The sequence below is a fragment of the Enterococcus sp. LJL128 genome, assembly GCF_056924295.1.
In genome coordinates this window covers 1-26,950 of sequence record NZ_JBXPBP010000026.1, presented here as the reverse complement: position 1 = coordinate 26,950, position 26,950 = coordinate 1, and the positions used below count along the sequence as shown (strand labels likewise).

General features: G+C 37.3%; 30 protein-coding genes. 1 reads left to right on the top strand and 29 read right to left on the bottom strand.

Going from position 1 to position 26,950, the window contains the following annotated elements; genetic code table 11:
* Positions 1 to 39: 39 nt before the first annotated feature.
* Positions 40 to 654, top strand: a complete 615-nt coding sequence (locus AC1Z3K_RS18250) for a DUF6273 domain-containing protein (RefSeq protein WP_461733532.1) — start codon at positions 40 to 42, stop codon at positions 652 to 654.
* 258 nt (positions 655 to 912) lie between these two features.
* Here AC1Z3K_RS18250 and AC1Z3K_RS18245 read toward each other — a convergent pair whose 3' ends face one another.
* The 29 genes from AC1Z3K_RS18245 to AC1Z3K_RS18105 all read right to left on the bottom strand — a co-directional run bounded on the left by AC1Z3K_RS18245 (position 913) and on the right by AC1Z3K_RS18105 (position 26,912).
* Positions 913 to 1,623, bottom strand: coding sequence for a hypothetical protein (locus AC1Z3K_RS18245; RefSeq protein WP_461733531.1), 711 nt, complete (start codon positions 1,621 to 1,623; stop codon positions 913 to 915).
* Positions 1,624 to 1,642: 19 nt separating this feature from the next.
* Positions 1,643 to 2,611, bottom strand: coding sequence for a DUF5067 domain-containing protein (locus AC1Z3K_RS18240; RefSeq protein ID WP_461733530.1), 969 nt, complete (start codon positions 2,609 to 2,611; stop codon positions 1,643 to 1,645).
* Position 2,612: 1 nt separating this feature from the next.
* A complete protein-coding gene (locus tag AC1Z3K_RS18235; protein WP_461733529.1) occupies positions 2,613 to 5,198 on the bottom strand; it encodes a YfhO family protein in 2,586 nt (861 codons plus the stop codon).
* Between the two features lie 36 nt (positions 5,199 to 5,234).
* On the bottom strand, positions 5,235 to 5,867 hold the full coding sequence (lepB, locus tag AC1Z3K_RS18230) for a signal peptidase I (protein WP_426084023.1): 633 nt from the start codon (positions 5,865 to 5,867) through the stop codon (positions 5,235 to 5,237).
* A 24-nt stretch (positions 5,868 to 5,891) separates the two neighbouring features.
* The gene (gene lepB / locus AC1Z3K_RS18225; RefSeq protein WP_461733528.1) at positions 5,892 to 6,707 is read right to left on the bottom strand and encodes a signal peptidase I; all 816 of its coding nucleotides are present in this window, start codon (positions 6,705 to 6,707) and stop codon (positions 5,892 to 5,894) included.
* 15 nt (positions 6,708 to 6,722) lie between these two features.
* Positions 6,723 to 7,385 (bottom strand): hypothetical protein, encoded by a 663-nt coding sequence (locus AC1Z3K_RS18220; RefSeq protein ID WP_461733527.1) that lies wholly within the window; start codon positions 7,383 to 7,385, stop codon positions 6,723 to 6,725.
* Positions 7,386 to 7,412: 27 nt separating this feature from the next.
* Positions 7,413 to 8,477, bottom strand: coding sequence for a WxLIP family cell surface protein (locus AC1Z3K_RS18215; protein WP_461733526.1), 1,065 nt, complete (start codon positions 8,475 to 8,477; stop codon positions 7,413 to 7,415).
* Positions 8,478 to 8,563: 86 nt separating this feature from the next.
* The gene (locus AC1Z3K_RS18210) at positions 8,564 to 9,319 is read right to left on the bottom strand and encodes a WxL domain-containing protein (protein ID WP_461733525.1); all 756 of its coding nucleotides are present in this window, start codon (positions 9,317 to 9,319) and stop codon (positions 8,564 to 8,566) included.
* A gap of 34 nt (positions 9,320 to 9,353) precedes the next feature.
* Complete coding sequence (locus AC1Z3K_RS18205) at positions 9,354 to 10,145, bottom strand: WxL domain-containing protein (protein ID WP_461733524.1); 792 nt, start codon at positions 10,143 to 10,145, stop codon at positions 9,354 to 9,356.
* A 2-nt stretch (positions 10,146 to 10,147) separates the two neighbouring features.
* Positions 10,148 to 10,489: an EF2685/EF0750 family sortase-dependent surface protein gene (locus tag AC1Z3K_RS18200; protein ID WP_426084029.1), complete on the bottom strand. Its 342-nt coding sequence runs from the start codon at positions 10,487 to 10,489 to the stop codon at positions 10,148 to 10,150.
* Positions 10,490 to 10,507: 18 nt separating this feature from the next.
* A complete protein-coding gene (locus AC1Z3K_RS18195; protein WP_461733523.1) occupies positions 10,508 to 14,833 on the bottom strand; it encodes a pectate lyase-like adhesive domain-containing protein in 4,326 nt (1,441 codons plus the stop codon).
* Positions 14,834 to 15,039: 206 nt separating this feature from the next.
* Positions 15,040 to 15,753, bottom strand: coding sequence for a winged helix family transcriptional regulator (locus AC1Z3K_RS18190; RefSeq protein WP_426084031.1), 714 nt, complete (start codon positions 15,751 to 15,753; stop codon positions 15,040 to 15,042).
* A 686-nt stretch (positions 15,754 to 16,439) separates the two neighbouring features.
* A complete protein-coding gene (locus tag AC1Z3K_RS18185; protein ID WP_461733522.1) occupies positions 16,440 to 17,258 on the bottom strand; it encodes a MerR family transcriptional regulator in 819 nt (272 codons plus the stop codon).
* Positions 17,259 to 17,422: 164 nt separating this feature from the next.
* Entirely contained in the window at positions 17,423 to 17,737 is a 315-nt protein-coding gene (locus AC1Z3K_RS18180; RefSeq protein WP_426084033.1) for a YbaB/EbfC family nucleoid-associated protein, read from the bottom strand.
* 25 nt (positions 17,738 to 17,762) lie between these two features.
* Entirely contained in the window at positions 17,763 to 19,511 is a 1,749-nt protein-coding gene (gene dnaX / locus AC1Z3K_RS18175; protein ID WP_461733521.1) for a DNA polymerase III subunit gamma/tau, read from the bottom strand.
* Between the two features lie 70 nt (positions 19,512 to 19,581).
* Positions 19,582 to 19,734 carry a hypothetical protein gene (locus AC1Z3K_RS18170; RefSeq protein WP_461733520.1) on the bottom strand — a complete coding sequence of 51 codons (153 nt, stop codon included), beginning with the start codon at positions 19,732 to 19,734 and terminating at the stop codon, positions 19,582 to 19,584.
* Between the two features lie 484 nt (positions 19,735 to 20,218).
* Positions 20,219 to 20,857, bottom strand: coding sequence for a ribonuclease toxin immunity protein CdiI (gene cdiI / locus AC1Z3K_RS18165; protein WP_461733519.1), 639 nt, complete (start codon positions 20,855 to 20,857; stop codon positions 20,219 to 20,221).
* A 281-nt stretch (positions 20,858 to 21,138) separates the two neighbouring features.
* On the bottom strand, positions 21,139 to 21,615 hold the full coding sequence (locus tag AC1Z3K_RS18160) for a hypothetical protein (RefSeq protein ID WP_461733508.1): 477 nt from the start codon (positions 21,613 to 21,615) through the stop codon (positions 21,139 to 21,141).
* The gene (locus tag AC1Z3K_RS18155; RefSeq protein ID WP_461733518.1) at positions 21,616 to 21,981 is read right to left on the bottom strand and encodes a hypothetical protein; all 366 of its coding nucleotides are present in this window, start codon (positions 21,979 to 21,981) and stop codon (positions 21,616 to 21,618) included. It abuts the gene before it with no gap.
* Positions 21,982 to 22,485: 504 nt separating this feature from the next.
* The gene (locus AC1Z3K_RS18150) at positions 22,486 to 22,848 is read right to left on the bottom strand and encodes a hypothetical protein (protein ID WP_461733517.1); all 363 of its coding nucleotides are present in this window, start codon (positions 22,846 to 22,848) and stop codon (positions 22,486 to 22,488) included.
* 9 nt (positions 22,849 to 22,857) lie between these two features.
* Positions 22,858 to 23,172: a CdiA family toxin C-terminal domain-containing protein gene (locus AC1Z3K_RS18145; RefSeq protein WP_461733516.1), complete on the bottom strand. Its 315-nt coding sequence runs from the start codon at positions 23,170 to 23,172 to the stop codon at positions 22,858 to 22,860.
* On the bottom strand, positions 23,120 to 23,425 hold the full coding sequence (locus AC1Z3K_RS18140) for a hypothetical protein (protein WP_461733515.1): 306 nt from the start codon (positions 23,423 to 23,425) through the stop codon (positions 23,120 to 23,122). Before AC1Z3K_RS18140 ends, AC1Z3K_RS18145 begins: the two co-directional genes overlap by 53 nt.
* A 121-nt stretch (positions 23,426 to 23,546) precedes the next feature.
* Complete coding sequence (gene cdiI, locus AC1Z3K_RS18135) at positions 23,547 to 23,936, bottom strand: ribonuclease toxin immunity protein CdiI (RefSeq protein WP_461733514.1); 390 nt, start codon at positions 23,934 to 23,936, stop codon at positions 23,547 to 23,549.
* 148 nt (positions 23,937 to 24,084) lie between these two features.
* Positions 24,085 to 24,597 (bottom strand): hypothetical protein, encoded by a 513-nt coding sequence (locus AC1Z3K_RS18130; protein ID WP_461733513.1) that lies wholly within the window; start codon positions 24,595 to 24,597, stop codon positions 24,085 to 24,087.
* Positions 24,598 to 24,642: 45 nt separating this feature from the next.
* Positions 24,643 to 25,131 (bottom strand): hypothetical protein, encoded by a 489-nt coding sequence (locus tag AC1Z3K_RS18125; protein ID WP_461733512.1) that lies wholly within the window; start codon positions 25,129 to 25,131, stop codon positions 24,643 to 24,645.
* Positions 25,132 to 25,192: 61 nt separating this feature from the next.
* Entirely contained in the window at positions 25,193 to 25,576 is a 384-nt protein-coding gene (gene cdiI / locus AC1Z3K_RS18120; RefSeq protein WP_461733511.1) for a ribonuclease toxin immunity protein CdiI, read from the bottom strand.
* Positions 25,577 to 25,586: 10 nt separating this feature from the next.
* Positions 25,587 to 25,949, bottom strand: a complete 363-nt coding sequence (locus AC1Z3K_RS18115) for a CdiA family toxin C-terminal domain-containing protein (RefSeq protein ID WP_461733510.1) — start codon at positions 25,947 to 25,949, stop codon at positions 25,587 to 25,589.
* A 14-nt stretch (positions 25,950 to 25,963) separates the two neighbouring features.
* Complete coding sequence (locus AC1Z3K_RS18110) at positions 25,964 to 26,155, bottom strand: hypothetical protein (protein WP_461733509.1); 192 nt, start codon at positions 26,153 to 26,155, stop codon at positions 25,964 to 25,966.
* Positions 26,156 to 26,435: 280 nt separating this feature from the next.
* Positions 26,436 to 26,912, bottom strand: coding sequence for a hypothetical protein (locus tag AC1Z3K_RS18105; protein ID WP_461733508.1), 477 nt, complete (start codon positions 26,910 to 26,912; stop codon positions 26,436 to 26,438).
* Positions 26,913 to 26,950: the final 38 nt, after the last annotated feature.

Below are 26,950 nucleotides of genomic sequence, written 5' to 3'. Positions count from 1 at the left end.
AATCAATCGTGTATTTCTTGTATTAAAGGGGGATAAATAATGAAAATCGGTGATAAAACTGTATTCGGCAGCTATCAATGGCGAGTGCTTGACATAAAAAATGAGCATGCTTTGCTGCTGGCAGAAGATATGGTGGGACAACAGGCCTTTCATGATAAGGCTGAAGATGTTACATGGGAAACTTGTGCATTAAGAAAGTACTTAAATACTGAATTTCTGCACCAATTTAATGCAGCTGATCAAGCTAGAATTGCCGCAGTAACCAATAAAAATCCAATCAATCAGTGGTATGGCACCACAGGCGGAGAGGATACGGAAGACAAAATTTTCTTGCTGAGCCTTGAAGAAGCCGCTTGTTATTATTTTGGCAACAGCAGTAAATTGCTCTATCATCCGGGAAAGAATCAAAAATACTGGTTTCAAAGAAAAGATGAAAACAGCGTCAATAGAAGAGCGCAGCTTGACGGCTACAGCTGGTGGTGGTGGCTTCGCTCAACCGGCCGTGACAAGCGGAGAGCTGTTTACATCTGGGGCAACGGCACTATTGGCATTCAAGGCAATGGTACCTTTAACTACAACAGTCAAGACTGTCATCCATTAACCGGAGATAACAGCGGCGGCATACGTCCCGCTTTATGGCTGAGTTTAGAATAATGAAAAGCCACCAAAATGGTCAGCCGGATAAAGATTTTTGACGATAACAGCCGGCGCAGGCAAGAGGTTACTCATCACAGCCCAGGTAAAAATTTCAGCGATTCACCTGGGTTATTTGGTTTACTCTTCATTGGACTAGTTCTCGTTGAACGATGATCTACAAAAATTATTTTTCTATTTTCCTCTTGACTAATCGTAGGAAAGTGAGTGGGACAATAGTCTGAAGAAAATCTGATTATTGTCCCACTCACTTTCAACTTACATTATTCTATTATCATTTATAGCTAATACAATACTTTCTATGTTACCTTTGTTGTTAAATATTATATTAATATTTCTACTAATTGGATCATCTAGCCTTTGCTCAAAATACAAGGTACCTTCAGCAGCTTTTTCATAATCTGATTTAAAGTTTTTCAGTTTCTCTTCAATATCCTCTACTTTCACCAACTTGGCAAAATCTTCGACTGCTTTCAGCGGTTCAGCCATGTAGAGCTTGCCATCTTCTGAATAATGATATAGCTTGGCTTCTTGATACCTTAAATACGCTTTTTCGTTTTCTGAATCCCACTCGTAGCTTAACTCTACTTTTCCATAGGCGTAATATTTTCCACCTGCCCATTTATAAGGGTAGGCTGTTGTAAACCTTAACGTATTTCCGGTAGAGACAATTTCGCATACAGGGGCTTCTTTTGTTGTTTCGCTGCTCTTTAGCTGCTCATCAAAGACCGCTTCTGCTCCCTCATAAAGATCAGGAATTTTCACCTTAAATTTATCAGTCATCAGTTCTTTGGCTTCTGTTTGATTAATCTCAAGATAATCAAATTTGCCAAACCATTTTTCTCTCTTCTCTTCCCAAACGATAGCTTTATCCTCACTAGAAAGATTAGCTAATGTCGAATCCTCTTTTTTTCCACAGCCAACTGCCAATAGACAGCCTAGCACCAGAATAGGAATTAGTTTTTTCATATACTTTCTCCTTCTATTTTTAAAGTAGTGATAAGTCTAGTGTAACAGGATCCTGATTTGGGAATTCTGTTTCTGTGAAGGTCAGCGTTACCACGTCTGTTTCATTATCTAATCGGTAAACACTAACCGTTTCTCCGCTCTTCCCTGGTTCGATCTGCTTCTCTCTTTTTTTCCATAAATCGCCTGCTTCATTTTCACTCTCCGATTCAGGCAGTTCAGTTGATGTTAAAGTTTTCTCATTTTGCGTTAGAACGGTGCTCTTATCAAAGACTTCCGGTAAGATTGCCGTCTCGCCTAAATTCTTCATTTTGTAGCGAATCACAATCAACTGGTTGCCATCAGCATCCTTTGCCTTCTGGAATCCGCGAATGTCAAACGCCACTTGCTCATTTTTCACACCGATACCTTCTGTTTCTTCTTCTGTTGTTTCCTCTGTCTCTTCCTGCCAGTCAGGATCAACATCCGTCTGCTCTAAAGAGAGAACGGATTCTTCAATGATTTTTGAACGCTTCTTATAGCCGCCGTCATCGGCAGAATAATAAACAATTTGGACCATGGTATCATCTGTCTGCAGGTAGTAAATATGCGCCCACACCTCTATCTTGCTGAACTTGGTAAAAGCTGTATATTTATAGGCTTCTTTCCCGCCCCATTCCAAGGTCTTCATATACATATCTTCTGCATCATCATAGCCGTAGGTTTTTGCCAGTTCCTTGCGCCTTTCTTTAGCGAAGGTTTTCATATCCGTCTCATCTAAACGACTGGTGCTGACAAACATAAAAGAATTACTATTAGTATCACTAGCGCCGATTACTGCGCTTTGTCCGTATTTTTCCACTGGATTCGGATCCAGCTCCCAGCCGCTAATCAGCTGGATATCATAGGAAACTCCTTTATCTGAAAAAGCTTCCTTTTCCTCAGAGAGCTTAGCGGAACATCCGCCAAGAAAAACAACAAGTAGTACAAGACCGCTGATTATTTTTTTCATATTAGTTCCCCTCATTTTTCTGTTTTCTTAAATAAAGTAGATAGAACACGAACACACCACTACTTCCTACAAATAAGCCAATCCCTAGTTTTAGTCCCTGAGGGAAGTAGACAAACTTAATCGTATGGGTCCCTTTTTCTACAGGAAGGGTCAGCAGTGCCTCCTTAAAGGTCGGAATTTCTACTTTTTTCCCATCAATATAAGCACTCCAGCCTTTATCGTAAGGAATTGTCGTTAAGATGACCTGATTCTCTGCCAACTCAACGGTGGCTTCTGCTGTACGGCCGTCAACCTTAAAGTTTACACTCTTCTGTTGAATTTTCTCCATCATCTGATCAAATTGATCAGTGTCTAGCAATAGAGCATCTGGCTTAAACATGCGAACGGTAGAGCTTTCTTCATTCGTAATAGACGCCTTCACCTTAACCGTTTTGGCTTCTTCGTAGTAGCCCAAATCGTAATACTGACCATCTGAAAGCAAATCACCTGAAAGAGTGCGACTGCCAACCGTCACCTTGATAGTTCCACGATTGTAAGTACCAAGAGTCGTAGGCATCAGACTGATGTAGGCTTGTGTTTTAGCTGGCACCTCTACTTCCCAACTAATAATTAACGGTGCAGAAGCACTTTCACGAACATATTGTACCTCTTCTCCATTTCGATTCATTATACCGTTTTCCAACTTAGTCTGTTCAATTTCCGCAACTTTAAAGACACTGTTTTCTTCCTCTGATAGATAACGAAGCAATTCGGTCTGATTTGCCACGGCATCTTTTTCATAAATGCCCTCATCCGTAAGCATACCCAACGGCAGGGCATATTGATTTTCATATAGACGATAGTTCCCGGATTTACCAACCTCTTTGAAGCCAAACTTGCTAATCCGTTCTGCTGAAAGGTTATATTTAATTCCTATTAAAGCATCCATCACCAGTGTATTATTTTGATATTTAATATTTAGATTGGTTCCATTCGACCGATACCCCAGCTGATCTAAGTATTGAGAAGAGTGTCGGTTTCGAATAGATGAAAACATTGTTACACCGCTGTAGCCATATTTAAAGCTGTCATTAAACATACCAGTCAGATTTTCCATACGGTAAAACTGATCGTTGCTTTCCTTGGTCTGAGTAACAAGCTGATCAATATTTTCATAATTCTTGGTATAAGCTGTTCGAGCAGCATAACCCCAGTCTGAACGAATACCGTCAACCATATAGTACGCATTCACACCCGTTTCTGTAAGCATAACCAGACACAACAGTGCAAATATCAAGGATTGCCCTTTTCCCTTTTGGATACCTATCCATAAAACTAGATAAAGAATAAGATATACCATGGTGAATATCAGCGACTCTGGTGTCAAATAGCCGTAACGTCTGCGATTAACTAAAAAATAAGCCGCTAAAAATATTCCGATTACCACTAATAAGCTTGTAGAAAAACGATCAACATCCTCCTTCTCAAATATCTCTAGTCCATAACCTGCTAGTAAAATGATTAAGAAAGAGAATAGGAAGCTGAAACGATACAAGAACATATTTGGACTATGTAGACCATGCCAGAAAAGGTTTAGTGGGGAGATATAGACACTAGCAACCAACAGAACAAATAACGAACCATACAGCAGTTTATTAAGTAAAGGAATTTTTTTAGAGATAAAATACCATAAGCAAAAGAGTAAAGGGAACAAACCAATATAGATAAACGGCGCACTGGCATACTTACTTGTATCATAAACACCAACCATACTTTTAGTAATCAAATCCCAAGCCCCTGTATTCCGTTGCCAGAAGGCAGATAAACTATCCAAACTCTCTCCATTACTGCTTAAATCTAGAATTGTAGGTAAAATTGTTACCATCGAAGCCAAACCAGCTAGGATAGATGTAAGTAAATACGAACCAATTCGGGAAACATAGCGTTTATGATCAGTTAACAGTCGACAGAAAAAGTACAGGAAGCTGAAAACTCCAATCATAAAGGCCATATAAAAGTTCGATAAAAACAGCAGTAAATAACTGAAAAATAATAATGCCGGACGTTTTTCATCCATTAATCGATGAATTCCTAAGAAAATCAGTGGTAGATATACTAAGGGATCCAGCCACATAATCACTTCAGAATACGCCGTTGCATAGCTCATCAAAGCATAACAGACACTCATAGCAAGATAGAGCCACTCAGATAGCTTAAAGGTCTTCCTAGCAAAAAACCAGAAAGAACCGCCCACTGCACCAAACTTCACTAACGTAATTACATACAAGGCATCCGGCATATTGATATTATCAAAGAAATAAACTAACGGAGTAAAAATTCCATTTAGATAGTACGCAGACAGCGCCCAAAAGTTCAGTCCTAAAGAGCCGCTCCAGGTATAAAAAAGATCTTGCTTGCCATGAAGAACGTTGTTCATCGTGGCATGAAAATTCGAGTATTGAACTAAAGCATCACTTGCCAGCACGGTCCGATCACTTCCGTAGTAAATACCATTTAAGTAATAACAGATTGCCATAATGAAAACAGGAAGCAGTACACTCGCTGCTCCAAAGGCAAGAACCTTTCTGTTTTGTCTTAATATTTTCATATGTACTTGCTCCTCATTTTTTCTTATTCTTTCTCACTAACGAACGCCGCCTAGTTTAGTAAACGGAAAATAACGGAAAACAACAACCCCTTCGATTTGTTCGTCTTTGATTAAGCCTAACCAACGGCTATCAGTGGAATGATTACGGTTGTCTCCCAAGACAAAATAGTGCCCGGCAGGAATAGTTTTCATGTTTTTGAGCTGCGCTTCAACGTCTACTGTAATATTAACTTTTACTGTTCCATCCGGCAGATCAATGGCCCGCTTGTCCGTATTGCTGGCGACAGGGTTGTTCGTCTTCATTTGATGATTAATGAACAGCTTGTTCTCCTCCAGCCAAATAACATCACCAGGCATCCCAATGACTCGTTTGACGTAAGTCTCGTTCTTCTCCTCTTCCGGGTGGAAGGTGATAATCGCATAGCGCTCAGGTGCTGCTCCTTTTCGGACAAACACACGGTCACCGTTTGCGAATGTCGGTGCCATCGATTCACCACTCACCACATGGGTCCCTATGTAGATAAAAAAAAGAAAGGCGCCAATCACAAAGAATAAGAAGAAAACATTCTTAAGTATCTGATGAGGCTCCTTTCCCCGGAAAACAAAGGGACGCTTTCTATCTGGTGATTCAGTTGTTCTATGTTTGGTTGTTTTTTTCTTTTCTGTCATTTTTTTGCCCTCTTGTTTTTCCCTCTAGAAGTATCTCGCTGTATGAAATGGCAGTAGCCTTAGCTCAACGACTCCAATAATATCCTTTTTATTAATTAATCCGTAATTTCTGCTATCCACTGAGTATTTTCGATTGTCCCCTAAAACAAGATACTGGTCTTTTGGAATTGATAGCTGCTTTGAAATCTGCTGCAGCGTAAAATCCTCTGTGAGGATATACCCGCCAGATTTGGCCTCTGCTACAATTGCTTCCAGAAAACGCTCAGGAACCAGTTTATCATTAATAAACAGTTCATCATTTTTATAGGCCACATGTTCTCCCGGGAGACCAATTACCCGTTTAATACTTTTCTCTCCCGTTTTAGGATCTTTAAAATAAACTAGGCGGAAACGCTTGATGCCTTTCCACTTATTCACAATTAGTCGGTCATTGTCATTAACTGTGATCGCCATTGAATAGCCCGTCATTTTCGGAAAACGAAAACTAGTACCAATAACAATAGTAAATAGTAATGTAGTGATAGCGAAAGCAAGCAGTACGTCCTTAAACAGCGAATGTCCCTTTTTCTTCTTATGCAGACTTTTCTTTCGATTCGTACCTTTACGCTTACCAGCCACAGCTTTACGATTTCCCTGCTTCTTCTTTCCTGATGCAGCTTTACCATTTGGAGAAGCGTTCTGCCTTGTATTATCGCTCTTTTTAGTGGTAGAGACTTCCCTTTTTTCGCTGATTTTATTTTTTTCAATCGTTTTTTTTCGTCGTTTTTTCCTAACAGATGAAGTATTACCAGGTAGAGACGAGCGTTTCTTTGTTCTTTTTTTTACTTTTTCTTCTTTCATCTACATGCACCACTACTACTTCTGTTTCAGCGAAGATTCATTAATACCGAAGTTTTTAAATACCTTTTGCTCGTGTTCCTTCACCTTTTCAATGTCGCTGCGGTACTCTCCCCGTTTTTCGGCATTTTCCAGATTCTCACTGCTTAAGGTACTAATATTTACCGCTAAATTCTTTAACATCGAGAAATGCCGATTAAGCAGCTTCTGTCCATCCTCCGACAATCCTTCTGAAGCAATTCGAACAGTGACGCTTCCTAATTGCGACGTTAAATCCTTCAAATTCTTTACCGTCTTTTCAGCACCTGCTCCGTTTTCCACAGATTCCAGCTGCTTGTCCATTTCATCAATTAAATAGTAGCTTTTCGCAAGTGCCGAAGCATCATCAGCTGTCAAATTGGTTAGCTGATAATAACGGGCATAAAACGCACCAGCACCGCTAGATACACCAACAAGCAGACAAATAACTACACCCATTAATTGATTCTTTCTTTTTTTCTCTAGCTTCTTCCGAGCACGAATAAGCTTTTTCCGCTTTTTCTTATTCTTAACTTTTCGCCCTTTCAAGGCCTTGATTTTCTTACCTGTCGACAGGCTGACGAACAGATAAAGGAAACTGAATAACAAAAAGAGGATAGCACTAGATAATAACCCAATAAAAGACATATCCAAAACACTCATTTTACCCTATCCTCTCTTTATCGTTCTTTATTTTTTCTTTCTTTTTACTGCTTTTTTCTTCTTTGACTTTTTGTTCTTACGCACAAAATGAATCACCAAGAAGATGAGTAACACAACTAGAAAGACAGCGCCCACAATCAGCACAATTAGCTTCCAGTCAATTCCCCGTTCCTGTGTTAACGCCACATCCTGAGAGTTGAATTTGTCTGCCTCTTCATTGGTAATCGTGAAATCTTCCGTCCACTCCCATTTCTTTTCACCAGCAGACACTACAATATGAGCCGTATAGTCGCCTGCCACCATGCGGTCTCCATTCATTTCAACTGGAAAATCAATCAGTGAGTTAGGGGCCATCCGCATGCCCGCTTTTTTGGTGTCATACAGGACTTCTTCTTCCCCTTTTTTGGTGATTTGAACATCTGTTGTCGCCTCTTCAAGATACGCTGACTGAACATTTGAAAAATTCACATAGACTGAATTTCTATAATTGAATAGTCCAGCATAGACTTTATTGAAGCTTAAATCTGGTTCAACGGGTGTATCTGTTTCACTCAATAACATGCCGACTAAAAAGGCATATTCATTAATGACACCAGTCTTTTCTGTTTCATCTACTTCTTCTGTGCTTACTTTCTTTAGCTGAATTCCTCCGGAAATATGCCCGTTAAACTCTTCCTCCGGCATACTAATATCCAGATTCAGCGCCACAACTGAGGCTGGTGGAATGACTACCTCAGTTGGTGCTTTCACCACATCGACAAAGTCATATTTTAGCGATGCATCATTTTCAATTGCTGTCGGGCCATATTCAATAACGCCGTTGGCGTTAGTTTTGGCACTATTCAGTGAGACACCTACTGTAATTTCTTCCTGTCCGCTATTGGATAGTTCAATTTGCACCGTTTGTTTTTGGCCAGGAGTCATTTTCAAATCAAAATAACCAGCAGTACCAATCTGATTCTCAGGCTTCACTACGTTATAGGTGAACCCCATGCCGTCTTGTGATGCTTCTGCTTGTACTGGGATGAATGAAACCACAATTGTTGTAATAAATATGTATAGTAAAAAGAATGCTCTTCCTTTGTTTTTCACGGGACCTCTCCTTTACGGGTATGTTTACATAAAAGCAAAGCGCCGATTCAAGTGAACCGGCGCTTTACCGATTGCTCTATTTCAGATTATAGAGTATCTTCTAATTTCCATTCGATTGTTGCAGTGTATTTTGTGTTGAAGATGTTTGTGCTGCTAAGGATGTTCATTTTGATAGACTTTTCAGGTTTTTGTAATGGATCAGTTGCAGCATCGTCACCAAATGTAAGGAAGTAGTAGCCTTTACCTTTGTCTTCTTCAGTATTTTGTGCAAATGGCACAGTTCCAGCGCTTTCGCTTAATACTTGTGTACCAGTGCTATCACCAAAAATCATAGCTGTTGGTTGTAATGATGGATCTACACCATCAGCAGCCAAGTTCATGTTTTTGTATGTGATTGTTGAACCATCAAGGTAAACATCAGTTCCGCTTACGTTACCTTTGAATTGCTCTTTCAAACGAGCGCTTAATTTCCATTTTTGATCCAAAGTAGAACGAATGTCTTTGATTGCAACAAAGTTTTCGATTTCTCTTCCGCCATCTTTGTATGGTAATGCCCAGTATTCTCCGCTAACACCTACTGTTGCAGCGTGCTTGTCGAAGTCTAATGGTGTAACCGCACGAATACCAAACTCATCTACTGAGTAAGAAGTTAGTGTCATCGGTTCAGTATCATCAGTTGTTGGTGGTGTAAGAGATGGATCAGGTGTTGTATTCTTAGTGAACTCGATATCTGCGTTGCTGTCTTTTACGTCATCAACGGCCTTTACTGCGTTTGGTGCAACAAGTGCTACCCCTAGTCCTGCCAATAGTGCTGCGCTTAATACTTTACGTGTTAATTTCATGTTGTGTTTCCTCCTAAGTTTGTGTGTGTGTGATTTATGGTAACTCGGCTAATATCCAAGTTAGCACCGTTGAGTAGTTCACCGGATCTTTTTTGGTTCCTCCGGGAACAGATAGTTGTACCGCAATGTTTTCGTACGTCTGTTGATTATTAAATACCGGATCTGTTACTGCCTTGCCCTCCTGCATTCGCGGTGACAAGGTGGCTGGAGCCCCAGCGGCATTGTCTGCCGAGGCGCCAAACGCGATGCTCCAAATACCGTTGCCGGTTCCAGGCTTCGCTTCAGCCAGATTATAGGTATCGCCAATGTTGCTCAGGCGAATAATATCTTTAGAGACAGTGGGGGCATTATCCAGTCCTGAAACAGAATTTGTCCAGGATTTATCAAAGGATATTACCGCACCATTCAATTGCGTATTGGTTGTCTGATCGTTTTTGAACTGCGTTTCCTGACGAACCTGCAACGCCCAGCCTTGAGCGCCCCCTCGAAAGTCAGCCACCTGAATGAATGTGCCTCTGGCACTGGTCTCATCCAAAAACAGCTGCCCATTGACGGGGTAAAGCTGATCCTTGTCAGAACGCTTATACTGTCCGAAATTCAACTGAGGAACAAAGTCCAGTCTCAGCTTGCCAGATGTACTTGGCGTTTCTCCCGGATCAACAATTGTTCCTGGGTTTTCCGGATCGCGGATGCCTTCTTCCTCATTCAAGGTTAAGTCCACCACTGCGTTCCCATCTCCGGAATTTTCAGCAAATACCTGATCAGATGGATAAATACTTAGAAATAGAATCGTAAGTATCGCGGAAAAAGCTGCCACATGTTTCATAATCAGTTTTCCTCCTTACGCTTGTTTTCTCTACGTTTCATCCAGAAAAATAGTAGTACCATTCCGACTACAACCGCCCCTGCAATAGATAAGCTGGTTTTCACCAGTTCCCCTGTTGAAGGATATTTACCAGTCGGCTTTTGTACAGGAGCAGGTGTACTGCTTGTACTTGTACTGGAACTAGAGCTGGATGACGGTTCTGTACTATCATCGTAAAAGCCAACGACTCCCGTTGTCTGAACAGCTCCGCCATTAACCTCACTTGCCTCTGCAGACTTTCCTGCAGTAACAGAAAATAGTCCGAGTACAATAGAAGCAATGACAAAATAGGTTGCTTTTTTCATTTGTTCATTCCTCCATTGTTATTTTGCATCCGTAAGTGTGAATAATAGTTTTGCTTGATAGCTCCCCAGCTTTTTAATACTTCCAGCCGGCACTTCAAAGACAAAGCCGTCTCCTTTGGCCGTCCACTCATTTTGAGTAATATCGTAGTCTCCCGGTAAATTGTGGGTATGAATCAAGATTTCTTGCGCCACACCTGTTAAGGTGTATTCATTATTGCCTGCTTTGTATTTCAACGCATTAGGCAACACTTGACTCCCATTAGTAAATGGTGTCGTTAATGTCGCTAACATTTTCCATTGATCCAGGTTCCCGCGATTATCCGATACCACTAAAGGTGAACCAACAACCGTTGGTTTTTCTACACGAGTCTTTCCGTTTAAGTTTTCTTTCTGTGAACCAAACTCAAGAGAAGTTGGTGCAGAAATTAACTGTAGGGTTCCGTGGATTTCACCACCTGGCACGCCAATTTCATTGGATGTCACAGTAATTGGCTTAAATGGTCCCGCTGGATTGATTGGTCCAGGAATAAATGGATTATTGTCTTCCTGCGGTGAATAACCATTTGCGTCCGCTGTATTCTTAATATCCACGCCAACTTTACTGTTATTAACGGTGGTTTTAAAGGTCACTGTATAACTGTAAAGAGCAGGAATATCTCCAACTTTGATTGACAATACGCGCGTACTTGGTTCATACGTGAAAGTATCAGGCTGTAATGGAACATCTGTAACCGTTCCACCTGCATCTGTTTGTTTAATAGTGATGCCATGATCCGTTGAGTCGAATTCCATTCCAGCTGCTAGTGTGTCTTCCAACACAACACCTGTCCAGTCTTCAGAATCAGCTTTATCATTTTTCACCGTTAAAGTGTAGGTTAGTTCATCGCCAACAGAAGTAGTCGCGCCGCCACTTGATACTACTGATTTCTTCAAATCAGGATTATCTGGTAAGACATCGGCTGTAATTTTCCGCAATGCTTCATCGAAACGGTCATCTACATTGCCAACCTTGACTGCATCATGGTAGCCAACATAAGAATCGTAGCCATCTACTTCTTCGTTGATATTCCCATAAACGCCATCTGGCTCTTGTGTGTAGGTTACCGGCAATGTGTATGTTGGTTCAGGATTGATCTCTGTTGTATCTTTCAAATAGATATCAACCTTATCCGTTTTATTAATGTAGCGTGGCAAGTTAAGCGTCCAAGCACCGCCGGAAACAGTTGTTGAGACGATTTGATTTGCATCATCCTTCAACCAGCTTCCATTGACTTTAACGAACACTTTCGCGCCGTCTTCATCGCTGGTCCCTTTCAGCTGTTTAGTTGCATTGGTTACATTTTCAGTTGAAACTGCCTGAGTCGGCGGTGTGACATCGATTGTTGTAACAATGCCAGCCTTTAAGTCTTCTGGTTCACTTACGTGAACACGATTAGAAGTTGAATCGGCTCCACCACGCCATGCAGCAACTACTTCCACAGTCATACCTTCGGTCATAAACACGTCATTAGGAACCGGAATAACAAACATCCCGCCACGGGCTGCTTCACCATAAACTGATAAACCAGGACTTGTATCATCCTTACCAATAGTAACTCCTGTCTTTGTAAATGCTGGTGTCCCATCTGCATTTTTCACAACTACATCCATATATACTTCATCCGTCCAGGCATCACGAGCGTCGTCATAGCCTTCCGGTACAGATGCATGACCATAGATATATTTGTCTGCATTAGTTGGAATACGAATTTCATCAATCACAGCAGCAGCGTTATTGGCACTCATACGAGAATAATCAGTTGCACCATTTGCTCCATATGAAGTTGCACTTGTATTAAATTCTGTTGGAATGTTTGTACTGTCAATTCTTGAAAAGTTTGAGTTTGACAATACATAGTCAAAGATAGACCATGTTTTATAAGGATTTCCTTCTAAATTACTTCCAACTTTCCATACAGATAAGTCAGAATTTTTTGAAGTCATTTTCGAAGAAGAATTTGCACTGAGTGTGTATCCTCCTCCTACTCGACTGTTCCTCATATCGAAATATCTTGGTGCGTCTAACTCAAACGTTAAGCTACTTGATGAACGAATCGCTCCGCCATATCCTGCACCTGAAGTCGTACCATCTACTTCAAAAACAGTATCTTTACCTACTATTGCAGTTAATTGTGTATCTGCGTAAATAGCTGGTCCTTCTGCAGCAAAGATATCAACAGAGCTATTCTTCCCCTCAAGCTTAAATCCTTGAGTGTCTGAAGACCCAGCATCATATCCTATACCACCTTTACCAGAGTTTCCTCCATTAGTAGCACTAGAACCATTTCCATAATTTTTCACAACGAACCGTCCGCCATTTGTCACATTAATCTGATTTTTATTCGAAAACATACGAACTGCGTTACTTGTTGTACCTCTTGATTCAACGAGTACTTCACCATTGTCAATATTAAATGTTTGTTCCCCAAAATAACGGAAGCGTAAAGCTGCACCTAACGGATAATCGCCAACAGTTGTAGCATCTTTGACAACATGCATTTTTGCTCCATTTGATACATTGAACTCACCACCAAGAGACTGCATCTGCATACCAGATGAGAACTTATTAGATGTATACAGCTCTGCACCATCTGTCAACGTGAATTTAGAACCATGACCTTGAACACGCATAGTTGCACCTTCTTCAGTCGAGAAACTTGAATTATCTGACGTTAGGTTAATCTTCGTTCCTTGTCCAGACATTTCAACCGTTGATGGGAAATAGTTTGCACCACTCCCAAAGTCAGTACACAGAGCTAGTGCCTCACGAGTATCTGAGTGAGCATTCAACTCTGCACCGCCGGTCATTCTAAAATCAACACCATCTAATACTCGTATTCCCATACCATACGTATCGATGTTAACTGTTGCATTTGGTGCAATTACAAAGCTACCGATACTATCATAGAAACCATAGGAATGACGATCATTATCTACCGATCCATTTAGTATCCCAGCGTTAGTTACCGTTAACAATGCCTCTTCTTTTACTTCTACAGATGCATTGTTAATAAGATGCAATACAGAAACAGACGTATTAGTAGCATTTTTCTTGATAAAAGAAACTGTTGCCCGTTCACCAATTGTCAGTCCAGTTGCGTATACTAATTCGCCACCACCAGATGGATTTTCCATAGAAAAAACGGCATCCGGTTCTACAACAAAATTATTTACTACAAACGAACGAGTTCCAGTGTTGTTAGCTGCTGTACCATCTGCAGTATTTAAAACATCAATTACTGCATCTTTTTTGACTACAAATTCTGGAGCACCAGACTGCACTTGAACTACATTTACTGCACTAGCTCTTAAATTCAAATTTGCTCCGCTAGCTACATTCACATATCCACTTGCATTAATTTGCGTATTATTTGTTCCACTACTTGTTGCTTTAACAGTAGCACCAGTTTCCAACACAACATCTCCTGATGCAGTAATAATACTTGTATAGGTAGATGATGTTGTGGCTTCTAGAAGCGAACCTGTTTTGGCTGTAAAAGTACCTGTATTGATAATCTTGGAATAGTTTCCAGAAATCGCACCAGTTTTTACGGTTGAACCTTCATCAAGAAGCACACTAGTAGAGGCGTTGAACCCATAATCATTGGCTGACGCTGTACCATTTGTAGTCCATAGACCCATATCGACAACTGCATTTTTCCCAACCACGACTGTCTCTCCGGTAAAAATCGATGACCGATAATTAGATTGTGCAAATGTAACGTTCGCACCATCCGCAATATTCAACGCTTTCGCTTTGATATGAGATAAATCAGCTGCTGAATACATACGAAACTTATTATTTGTTCCACTAATATTAACTGTTGCACCTACCGCATCAATCAGTCCGCTCTGTGCAGCTGTAGTCTGAGTACCAGTCGTAACATTATTCACATTGATAATCCAGTTTGCTCCATCACCTGAAAAAGTTGCTGTTCCCGGTGTTGTGTACTTATGAATATCTACATTATTCAATGTTAAAGTAGTAGTTTGACCAACGCTGCCTAAAATCACCCCATTCGGTGTTCCTGTACCAAAATTAATTGAAAATCCATTCCCATTAATTGTGATATCTCTGGAAATACTTCCTGGAGCAGTTGTTGTTTTAGCAAATGATCCACTTAAATTAATTTCTGAAACATTTGGATCTTGCAGCGCATTAACAAAGCCTCCCCAATCATTCACATCAGCAGGCGCTGCCTGAGCTTTTTCTGCTCCTATAAAGCTAAAGCAAAATGAAAAAACGACGATTCCTACTAGTTTTACAAAATGTTCAGCTATATAAGAACTTTTTCCGAATTTCATTTTCTTCCTCCTTTCCTCTAAAAATAGTTGTCTAAATAAATAGACAGATTTATTTCAAATTCCTTCCAAATAGTGATAAACTCAGAAATTCATATTGTGTTTTCCTTCTGTCATTTATCCTTTGTCAGAAAATGAAACCTGTTTTAGGTCACCCGTAATACTCCTTTAGTTCTGCTTGCTTTATCCAAAAACCGTTATAACAACCTTTAATTAAGTAGCATGTAGCCCTTTGATCGTACTGTCTGAATCAATTTAATCTTGCCGGTTTCATTCTCAATTTTTTCACGCAAATGAAAAATCAAGTTAGCCACACGATAGTTTTTACCATTAAAAGGCTCTTTCCAGACACTTTCAAAAATTTCTTTATATGTTACTGCTGTATTTGCATTTTTATATAGAAATTCTAAAGCCTTGTATTCAAGCTTAGTCAGCGGAATTTCCTTTTGCCCATTGATTTTCACACTAGAGTTTCTAGCAAGCAGTTCAACAATCACTTTCTTCTTATCTTCTTTAAAAACTGTTCGACTTTCTCTTGTAACACTGCCTTGTCGTTTTTTCTTCGATACACTATTTGAAATTATCAGCTGCAGCTCATCCGCTTTGCAATCCTCGGAAATCACGCCTACAGCCCCCAGCTGAAGATAGACAACCTTCATTAAATTAGGAGAGCTTGATGAAAACACCCAAACAAATGCATCTGAACTCTCTCTGATTTTGACTAGCAGCTGACAAGTGTAGCTGACATCTTCTTGCGGATTTTCCCTAATGATCACTGCATCCAGCTGATCTATGTATCGTTCGAAATTTTCCATTGTTAACGGTACTACATTGATATCATTCTTCTTCAGTTCTTCTGAATAAGGTTCAGCAAGATCTGCTGACAATGCAATAATACCCGTATTCACACTTGTTTTGATCATGATTACCTCCTCAAAAGCATTTTTCTTGATAGTTAAATGAAAATTATGTATCCGTTTATTCAAACACAACTATTATTTCTTAAAAACATGCAAAAATCTAAATGAATTAGAACAACTTTGATTTTTCATAAAATCATTACTTTAAGAAATAATAATTTGTATTATTAAAAAAATATTTAAATTTTTAAATCCAAATTAATTTTATATCAAAACTTTTTTAAAGTCTAGATGGTTTATGATTGTTTTTCTCTCACCTTTTTAATAAAAAATCAAAATAAATGAGAAAATCAAATGAACAAAAATCTGATAGAAAGAAATAAAGCGCAATAACAAAGATTATTATCATCTTTAAGCTACTATACAGCTCATTTAAGAGTCGCTATTAAATAATGAATATTTAAAATAAAAGAATTTTCGATATAATAGACCTTACTAATCAACAATTTTCTTTACTTTTACTGACAAAAAAGAAAAATAAACTAAACTTTATTTCTTTTAATTCAAATAAATCAAATTATTTGTACTGTTTATTTATTTTGGTTTCTAAGATAAATTTAATCTCTAAATACTACATTAAGTTGATTATTTTGAAGCGGTAAGCTTTAAAATCGCACGACGTTTATTTACGAAAACAAAAAAAGAACTGAAAGGAAATTCCTCTCAGTTCATTCTCTTATTTATTATTTTCATTGTATTGGCTCAACCACAAAGGAAGCTTCCGTAATCCAGTTTTCTGGGTTTGGATCTTGTCCTGGAGAAACATGGGAGCGATTAATCATTGGTCCAGATACCTTGTATTGATTCGTTTCAATCCAGACCGCAATAGCCTGGGTAACTTGAGGCATTTGTTCAAAGCTGCCATTAAATGTGACTGAAGCTATTGTTACTTCCGACGCATCATAGAATTTGATTTCATCTGTATCTTGACGACCGGCAGCAACAGCTACTTGAACCTCAACATCAACATCTGTTTCCCGATATTCTTTGTCATGATACAGACTTGTCGGCAGTGATCCAGGAAGCGGAATCACTCCTTGTTTTTGCATTTCTGCTCCAAGAATCCCCCACAGCCTCCCTTCCTCTTCAAAATTTGACATCACTTTTCTTACGCTGGCTACGGTTCTTGCAGGAATTGTTTTTAGTACAACATTATATTTTTCCATGTTGGTTCCCACTTTCAATTGTTTTTGTAATTCATTAATTAAATTTTTCTTTCTATTTAATGCATCAATTTCCTGATTTAATTCTTGTTCTCTAATCTCATAGTAGTAATTTAAAACGTCCATTTGTTGTTTCTCCAAAATTTCTTTAATTGATTCAAGGGATAAGCCTACCTGCTGCAGCAGTTTAATTTGATTTATTTTTGACAGCTGTTCGGCTTTATAATAACGATACCCTGAGTACGGATCAACTTCAGAAGGAATCAGCAGTCCCAGCTTTTCATAGTGTCTTAATGTGCGCACAGTAATATTTGATATTTTTGAGAATTCTCCAATTTTGAACATGTTCATCTACTCCATTTCTATTTCTTTTGCTAGCTTACTTACAGTCTAAACCGTTACCATAGGTACGGGTCAATAGTTTTATTAGATTTCTTCAAAAAAAGTCAGCTGGGAGAGACCAGCTGACTTCTTGCTTCATTTTCTTTCTATATAATAGCTTCTATTTTTTATAATCCCGGCATTCCTTTAGCATATTTGCCTAAAGTTGCTTCTGTTTCTTTTTCAATTTTAGTTAACGCATCATTAACAGCCATAACAATTAAGTCCTGCAGCATCTCTACATCATCCGGATCAACAAGCTCCTCTTTGACGATAACATCTTTCATTTTACGATCTCCGGTAAATACAGCTGTTACGAGCTGGTTGGTTGCTTCTCCTGTAAATTCCTTTTCGTTTAAAGCAGCTTGAGCTTTCTCCATCTCTTTCTGCATTTTCTGAACCTGTTTCATCATTCCTTGCATATTTCCCATTCCACGCATCATTTATTTCTTCTTCCTTTCTATGTCTTTAATCATTTACTACTTCTACTAGTTCTGTACCAAATCTGGCAACAGCTTCATCAACAAGCTGCTGCTCGCCCGAAGAATTCTGATTTTCATCTGGGACAAGCTGAATTTCTTCCTCCTCAGTAATTTCGTCAATCGCAGGAGGCGTGTTATCTTCTGCCTTATGCTGCTGAAGAAACGTCTGACGCAGTCCCGGCCAGCTGTCTCTAGTGATACAAACTATCTGAGGGGCGTAGTCAATCAGCCGGCTTAGATTGTTGTGAACAGCCAGCTGCAGCTCATCATCTCCTGTTGCCCGAGTGCAGACAATTTCATAATCAAACGCTATTACCAAGCTAGTTGGACTTCCTGCAACAGGTTCGCTCGCTTTCAGCATCGCCCGCTGAGTTACAGACATCATCTGCAGCATGTCTTCCCAAACTTCCTTGACCTTGAGCAGATTGTCTCGTGTTGCTTCCCGCAGAACCTGATAAACCCGCTCCGTTGGAATTTTTACAGCAGTCCGATTAACAGGCTGACGCGGGGCAGCTTTCGCTGGTTCCACAGCGGCAACACCATTTTTCTTAAGCTGTTCAAGCTCCTGACGCAGCTGTTGAATTTCTGCCTTTAACTCAGAAACATCCGGGCTATTTTCCGGAATACCTGCTGCCTGAGCCACTTTTACTGAACCACTGCTTTGAGCCAGCTTCACCGTTGCTACTTCTAAATAAACCGCTGCATGATTGGTGAAGCGGATATCGTTTTGTGTATCACTTAAAATCTGAATCAGCTGGTATATTCGTTCTGGGGCAATCTGCTGGGACAGCTCTTTAAACTGCTCAGTGATTGTGCCTGTCTTGCTTTCCAATAATTTTGGTGCCTGCTGATACATCAGTAAATCTCGACAATACAATAGAATATCTTCTAGAAAACGACTAGCCTCTGTTCCAGCTCCGAGAATGGATTCCATGACCTCCAGCCCTGTTTCTGCCTTTCCCGAAACACAAGCTGCAATATAGTTGTCCATCATCTCAAAGGTCAGGCTTCCTGTTACCTGAAGAGCGTTGTCCAGTGTTACCTCATCATCGCCAAAGGAAATTGTCTGATCCAGAATACTTAATGCATCCCGCATCCCGCCCTCAGCAGCTCTGGCAATCGTGTATAATGCTTGCTCCTCATAGGTTAACCCGATTTCTTTCAGAATATGTGCAAGATGCTCGACAATATCCTGCGTTCCAATCCGCTTAAAATCAAAACGCTGTGTTCTGGAAATGATGGTTAGCGGAATCTTATGAGGCTCTGTAGTCGCAAGAATAAAGATGACATTTTTCGGCGGCTCTTCCAAGGTTTTCAACAGCGCATTGAACGCACCAGTGGAAAGCATATGTACTTCATCAACAATATATACTTTATACTCAGCCTGTGTAGGAGCATACTTCGCTTTATCTCGAATATCTCTAATTTCTTCCACACCGTTATTACTGGCTGCATCAATCTCAATCACGTCATTCAGGCGACCTTCAGTGATTCCTTTACAAATTTCACATTCGTTGCACGGTTCCCCGTCAACACTGTTTTTACAATTAATTGCTTTAGCAAAAATCTTTGCCGCACTCGTCTTCCCAGTTCCTCTAGGGCCTGTAAATAAATAGGCATGAGACGTTTTCTGCTGCATAATGGCATTTTTCAACGTCTGCGTTACAGCTTTTTGACCCACAATATCATCAAAACGCTGTGAACGCCATACACGGTACAATGCTTGATATGCCATGCTGTACCCTCCTCTGAAATTTCACTATGTACTATTATACGTGATTTTATGTATTTAAGCATTAAAAAGATCATGATAAAAAAAGAGACGCATTCCGCTTAGATCCACTGGCTTTCTCACCTGGCACCGTCTGTCCATGATACGTACTTCCTGCATCCCCATCTACTTCCGGAACCTTAGTTACTTTTCCCTTAACCGTCTTAACTCCGTTATATCCTAACATAAAGACTTCAGATACTACAAATCGGTTTAAGCATAAAAAAAGAGTATTAGCCTGTCACACTAATACTCTTTTCCGTTTGTAATTTGCTAACACTACTATTATTTTATTACGAAAATAGCTTGTTCATTATTTGTACAATAAATACAGTTAGCTTTTATTAACTATTGGCAACTTGATTAGCAGGCCTATTACTTTGATTTAACTAATCAATAATACGTAATTAGTTTATTGATGCTGTACCTTCAACAAGTCTTCCTTTAACTATTCCATTTTCCATTGCCTTTTTCTCCCAGTTAAACATTTCACTATTTTACTACTTTCCTCTTAATATTCTTGACTCCGTTATATCCTAATATAATTTTTTTGAATAAATGGACATGTGCTTTATTCAAAAACTAAATTTTGTACCTGAATCATCCAGTGCGTTGGCATTATATTCATACCTCTATTTTTTATAACTTCTTTAATATCTTCTAGTTTTTCATCAATTGGATAATCCAACTTCTTGGTACCAAGATACTATCTCTAATGTTTGCTTCACTTCTCTTAACATTTCTTTAATACTTTCTAATTCTGAATGTTCTTTTATTATTTTTTCCCCTTGCTTTTCTAAATAAATATAAAATTCTTCAAATGTAAGAAAAATTTCAGTATCTTGCTTTTCAATAGGGTATTCTATAATTACTACTACTTTTCTATTAGCTAAAATTTCATATTCTTCTTCATCGTCATCTAGATCATCTTGAAATAAGATTCTTGTGTATTCAACACCAAATCCTTCCTTGTTAGAAAAATTCCTCAATGCCTTAAAAAAATTTTTCTCTCCAATTGCATAAAAATATACTTCCATTAATTCATCAATTTTGTGTGAATCTGTTATAACTAAATATCCTTTAGATGCAAATAAATCAGCTGTTTCATTTTCTCGAATGATCCCTCGTGAATTAGGAGACGAATATTTTCCTTTTGGTTTACCTCCTTTTACTGATGAAGGCGTTATTCCTTTAGCCCCATTGGCTTTCTCACCTGGCACCGTCTGTCCATTATACGTACTTCCTGCATCTACTTCCGGAACCTTAGTTACTTTTCCTTTAACCGTCTTAACTCCGTTATATCCTAGCATAAATCCTTCCAAGACCGCAAACGAGGCTTTGAATAAAAAAAGAGTATTAGCCTGTCACACTAATACTCTTTTTCGTTTGTAATTTGCTAACACTACTATTAATTTACTTTAAAAACAACTTACTCTTTAGATGATAGCTTTAATGCCTCTCTCTGTATTTCTGTACCATAAACACAAATTAAATATCCGAAATACAAAAGAAAAATAAATATACATAGATTTCAATTTCCGATTTATCATTAATAACTCTATTCGTTTATCTCCTTTGTTTTAAAACAAAATTAAAACTCTGAAGGATTTTGGTAACACCAGTCTTCCTCTATAGAAGCCGGATTCATTTTTTCTAAATCTTTTAAAGAGTAAAACCAATCTTCTTCTATCCACAGCAAAGCTTCTGGATATAGGGACAAAAAATCAAATGTTAAGTAGAATAACAAATCTTCATTTCCATCAATTGAATCTATCACTATTGCCTCAAAAAAAACTATATTATTATCATACCAGTCAAACGATATTTCTTTAAATTCATAAGGTTCATCATATATATCCACGTTTAATTGTCTAGATACACTATCCCGAAAAGGTCTATCACTGATGTTTGTTCTAATCAATTTGATACGATTTTCACTATCACTTTCTACCATATTCTTTGCAAAAAAGAACTTTTTCTCTTTAGATATTTTTTCCATCACATTATACAAATCGGTAGCATTTATAAAACTATTTTCTTTTAATAAAATTGAACAGGATATACTCATTTATTTCAACTCTTCTCCTAAATTATCTAGTGAATTTAATATTGTTATCTTATTTTGTGATTCCAAATTCCGTAAATACTCAATCTTTTCCAAAGTTTTGGGATTAGTGATATTCTGAATTGGTTCATCAAAATATACAAGTATTTTTTTTGACTCAAAATTAAAAAACTGGGGATTATTATAGTCAATCAACCTATCTATTTGATCAGTTTTTATTGACGAAGCAGATTTCTTAACTTCAATTATGTGTTTTGGAGTTACAATATCTAAATCAGTTACTTTTTGATTGTTAGTTAAAATTTCTTGACCAAATTGAGTGACCTCAATCTTCTGCTGTGTATAACTACCAACTTTTCCTTCAATCACTTTTCCGCTATTCTTACTTCTTTTTGCACTTTCAATTGCTGTAGAAATATTTTTAGGATTCTGTTCAACCCAATTAATTATATTTCCAGATGGATTTTCAAATGTGACTTCTACCCCTTTATTCGTCTTTATTTTTACTGGTTCCTTGAACTGAATCTTATCAGGTCCAATAGTATTTTTAACAGAAGGATTTCCCTCATCTACTTCCGGAACCTTAGTTACTTTCCCTTAACCGTCTTAACTCCGTTATATCCTAACATAAAGCCTTCCAAGACTGCAAACGAGGCTTTAAGTATAAAAAAGAGTATTAGCCTGTCACACTAATACTCTTTTTCGTTTGTAACTTGCTAACACTACTATTATTTTATTACGAAAATAGCTTTTTCATTATTTGTACAATAAATACAGTTAGCTTTTATTAACTATTGGCAACTTGAATAGTGAGTATATACTTACTATTCAAGGCTTTACTATCCAACGCCAATCAAATAGTAAAATACCTTTTTATAATTCCAATTTTTCTTCAATATCTTTCAACAGTTTTTGAAATACACTGTTTCCTTCATAGTTTTCATTAACATACATTTTTGTGTGCTTGTATATTTCTTCATAAGAATAATAAGCTTTTTCATCATTTGGTGATGCAGGATACTCAGAAACAAGTAAAACTTGATTATTTTCTATTTCTTGCAATTCTTCGTCATCTTCATCTAAATCTTCCTTAAATAATATAGCCATTGCATCTATCCTGAAAGATTCACCATTTAAAAACCTTCTCATGAAGTCTTCAATGTAATCTCCTATTAAAACAAAATACTGATTAATTAATTTTTCTTTTTCTAGTTTATCTTCTATTAAGCTGTACATAAATTTCTCCTATTTCTTCATTGATGGGTGAAAATTCGTTATCTCTCCTGTTACATCATTAAAATATCCTGTAAATTCTATACCATTGGAGGATACTCCTTTAACTATTCTTCCGTTTATTGTTCCATTCTGCATCGCTTCCACCCCCCATTGATACATTTCCGTATTTGAAAATATACTAGGGTCATAAACAGTCTTCGGTTCGGGTATCCTTTTGTATTGATTAGGAATTAATTGCCCTTTTACTTCCATTGGTACTCTATATTCAATTTCATAAATTCCTTCTATTGTTGGATGGAGGCTTCTTATTGATAATACAGTCATCAAGATTAAATCCCTGTTGGCTTAACTCATCGTAAAAAGAATTTATGTTATGGCCACCAATAACCCCTTTTCCTTTTCTTCGGATAAACCCTTCTGAATTTTCTAAATAGTTTCTAGCATTACTACCAATTCTCATATGATAGTTTTTCCCTCTAACCGTCTGCCCATGATACGTACTTCCCGTATCTGCATCTACTTCCGGAACCTTAGTTACTTTGCCCTTAACCGTCTTAGCTCCGTTATATCCTAACATAAAGCCTTCCAGTACCGCAAACGAGGCTTTGAGTATCCGCTCTCCAGTGGATATCTAGAATACAGAAAAAGCAATATTAGCATGACATGCTAATACTGCTTTTCGTTTACAATCTAGTTCACTATCTTATATCCAGAGCCTTCTTTACTTTTCCTAACAATCTGCTAATTTCTGGCTCATCATATTTTTCATGGCCATCTTTTATCACTCTATTAATAGCTGTTTCAATGTACTCATAAAATTCTTCAAAACTTAGATAGGCTTCACAATCTTCGGTTGCTGCTGGTTGGTCTACTGAGAATAAAACTTGACTATCCTTTAATACACCATAAGCTTGAAAAGATTCATCAATTTCATCGTTAAACATAAATGAAACATACTCTATACCAAAACCTTTTTTTTGAGTAAAATTTTTCAGTGCTCCTTGTAATCCTTCATTTGAAAATATACTAAAAAATTCATATATTAATTGTGATATCTCTTTTTTATCTGTTAAAACTGTGTATTTCATTTTTATCTCCTTAACTTTACCGTAGTGAAAAAATCGAAAAGTTTTTTTTATGTAAGTATAGTCATATACAGTTTTTAATGGACATGTGCTTTATCAGAAAACCAGTATTAGTTCAACATCACTAATACTGGTTTTTTGATATACATGTTTAGTACTCAAAAACTACATTATAGGGTACTTTTAAAAGATTCAAACATTGTTCTTCACTAAATAGTTTAGTCCACTTGTTGCTACTATTGAAAACAAATAATTTTCCTGATTTTCGAAAAAATATGGGTGTGGAATCATCTAAAAAGAGAAAGTCTGAATTTGAGCTCAAATACATCTCATTTATAAATTCGTAAATGTATTTCAATCCCTCTGATGGCTCGCCGTTTTCTTCAAACCATTGTTTTTCTTCTGTAAGTAAATAGTCATTATAGGCTATTTCAATTAGAATATTTTTATTTATTTTGACACCATAATCAGTTTCTATAAAACGAATATAATCTTCGTCAATCTGATTCGAATCCAAAGAAATGACTTTTGTTGTAGCATTCCATTCATCGGAATAGTCGAAAAAAGTAACAGGCTGTCCCGTCATCTCACTTGTTTTTTCTCCTAGTTCTCTTATTAGCAATTTATCTTCTTTTTCTGATTCTATATAGAAATCAAACTCCATTTCTCCACCTTATCTACCATTGATTTCCTTTTGTACCTAAATCCTCTAGTGCGTTGGCATTATATTCATACTTCTATTTTTTATAACTTCTTTGAAATAAGATCTTTCCCAAATCCCACTGGAGTTATCTAAATACATTTTATTTTCTTCACTAAAATAAGCATACTCATTCTCTCCATTTCCTAGAAAAATACTAGGCACCTGAAATTCTTCTATAATTGAAAATAGTAAATCGAGCATTATTTTATAAGTGTACTCCAAATTATCATTTTCCTTTATAAAACGAAAAATTAAGACTTGAGCAAATTCAAATTCATTATTAATCATTTGTGAATCCCAAATATTATAAGGATACTGGTCCGCATCAAGTAAATAGGATTTAAACCCTATTTCTTTATCAAACTTAGTAAGAGCGATACCTTTCTCTAGGTCTTTACTCTCGGCAATTTGAATACCCAACTCATCAAATTTTTTATATAAAATTTCTTTTGACAGACACCTATCTCTCATCTTCCATTCATATTCAATAGCCATTTTTCTCCTCTTCATAATAAACTTTTCTATTGGTGAAGAATCTTTCTATTTTAAATATGTTTTAGAGATTCAAACCCCTTTTAACTTCTTTTAATAAATCTAAAAGTTCTTCCCGCTCTTCTGGTTGCTCATCGATAACTTCTTTTACTCGATTATCTAAATAATTGTAAAGCTCTGTAAAACTAATATAAGCTTCACAATCTTCATCAACTTGCGGACTCTCCATATCGAGCAAGATGTGTTCTCCATCCAAGTTTTGTGTCATGATTTCAAAATCCTCTTCGTCTAAGTCATCTAAAAATAATATAGAGGCATATCCTACACCAAACCCTTGTTTTTCTGAAAATTTTCTTAAAGCTTCTTTGAAGTAATAATTACGTACAACAAAAAAATAGCTTTTCATCAAATCATCAATTAATTTTTTTTCAGTAATAAGCTTGCTCATTTTATTCTCCTTACTTAGCAGTGTCAAAACTTTGGAAAAAGTTTTTTACCACCCTATTTTCATCCAAAAATCCAGTATACGAGAGTCCATTTTCTGCTACTCCATATATAGAATTCCCATAGATTTCTCCATTTTTCATAGCTTCTATTCCCCATAGATAAATTTGGTCATCTGATATAATATTAGGATCATATACAGTTTTTGGTTGAGCTATTTTTTTATATTCTCCAGAAATCAACTGCCCTTTATACTCTTTAGGCACTTGATATTCAATCTGATAGATACCTTCAAAATTTGGATGTGGGGTTTTAGTGATTATACACTCATCAACATCAAATCCTTGAGCCCTAAGTTCGCCATAAAACGCATTCACGTTGTGTCCGCCCTTTACTCCTTTAGTTTTTTTCGTGTAAACCCTTCTGAATTTTCTAAATGATTTCTAGCATTACTGCCAATTCTCACATGATAGTTTTTCCCTCTAACTGTCTGTCCATGATACGTATTTCCTGCATCCCCACCTACTTCAGGAACCTTAGTTACTTTGCCCTTAACCGTCTTAACTCCGTTATATCCTAACATAAAGACTTCCAGTACCGCAAACGAGGCTTTGAGTAAAAAAGAGTATTAGCCTGTCACACTAATACTCTTTTCCGTTTGTAATTTGCTAACACTACTATTAATTTACTTTAAAAACAACTTACTCTTTAGATGATAGCTTTAATGCCTCTCTCTGTATTTCTGTACCATAAACACAAATTAAATATCCGAAATACAAAAGAAAAATAAATATACATAGATTTCAATTTCCGATTTATCATTAATAACTCTATTCGTTTATCTCCTTTGTTTTAAAACAAAATTAAAACTCTGAAGGATTTTGGTAACACCAGTCTTCCTCTATAGAAGCCGGATTCATTTTTTCTAAATCTTTTAAAGAGTAAAACCAATCTTCTTCTATCCACAGCAAAGCTTCTGGATATAGGGACAAAAAATCAAATGTTAAGTAGAATAACAAATCTTCATTTCCATCAATTGAATCTATCACTATTGCCTCAAAAAAAACTATATTATTATCATACCAGTCAAACGATATTTCTTTAAATTCATAAGGTTCATCATATATATCCACGTTTAATTGTCTAGATACACTATCCCGAAAAGGTCTATCACTGATGTTTGTTCTAATCAATTTGATACGATTTTCACTATCACTTTCTACCATATTCTTTGCAAAAAAGAACTTTTTCTCTTTAGATATTTTTTCCATCACATTATACAAATCGGTAGCATTTATAAAACTATTTTCTTTTAATAAAATTGAACAGGATATACTCATTTATTTCAACTCTTCTCCTAAATTATCTAGTGAATTTA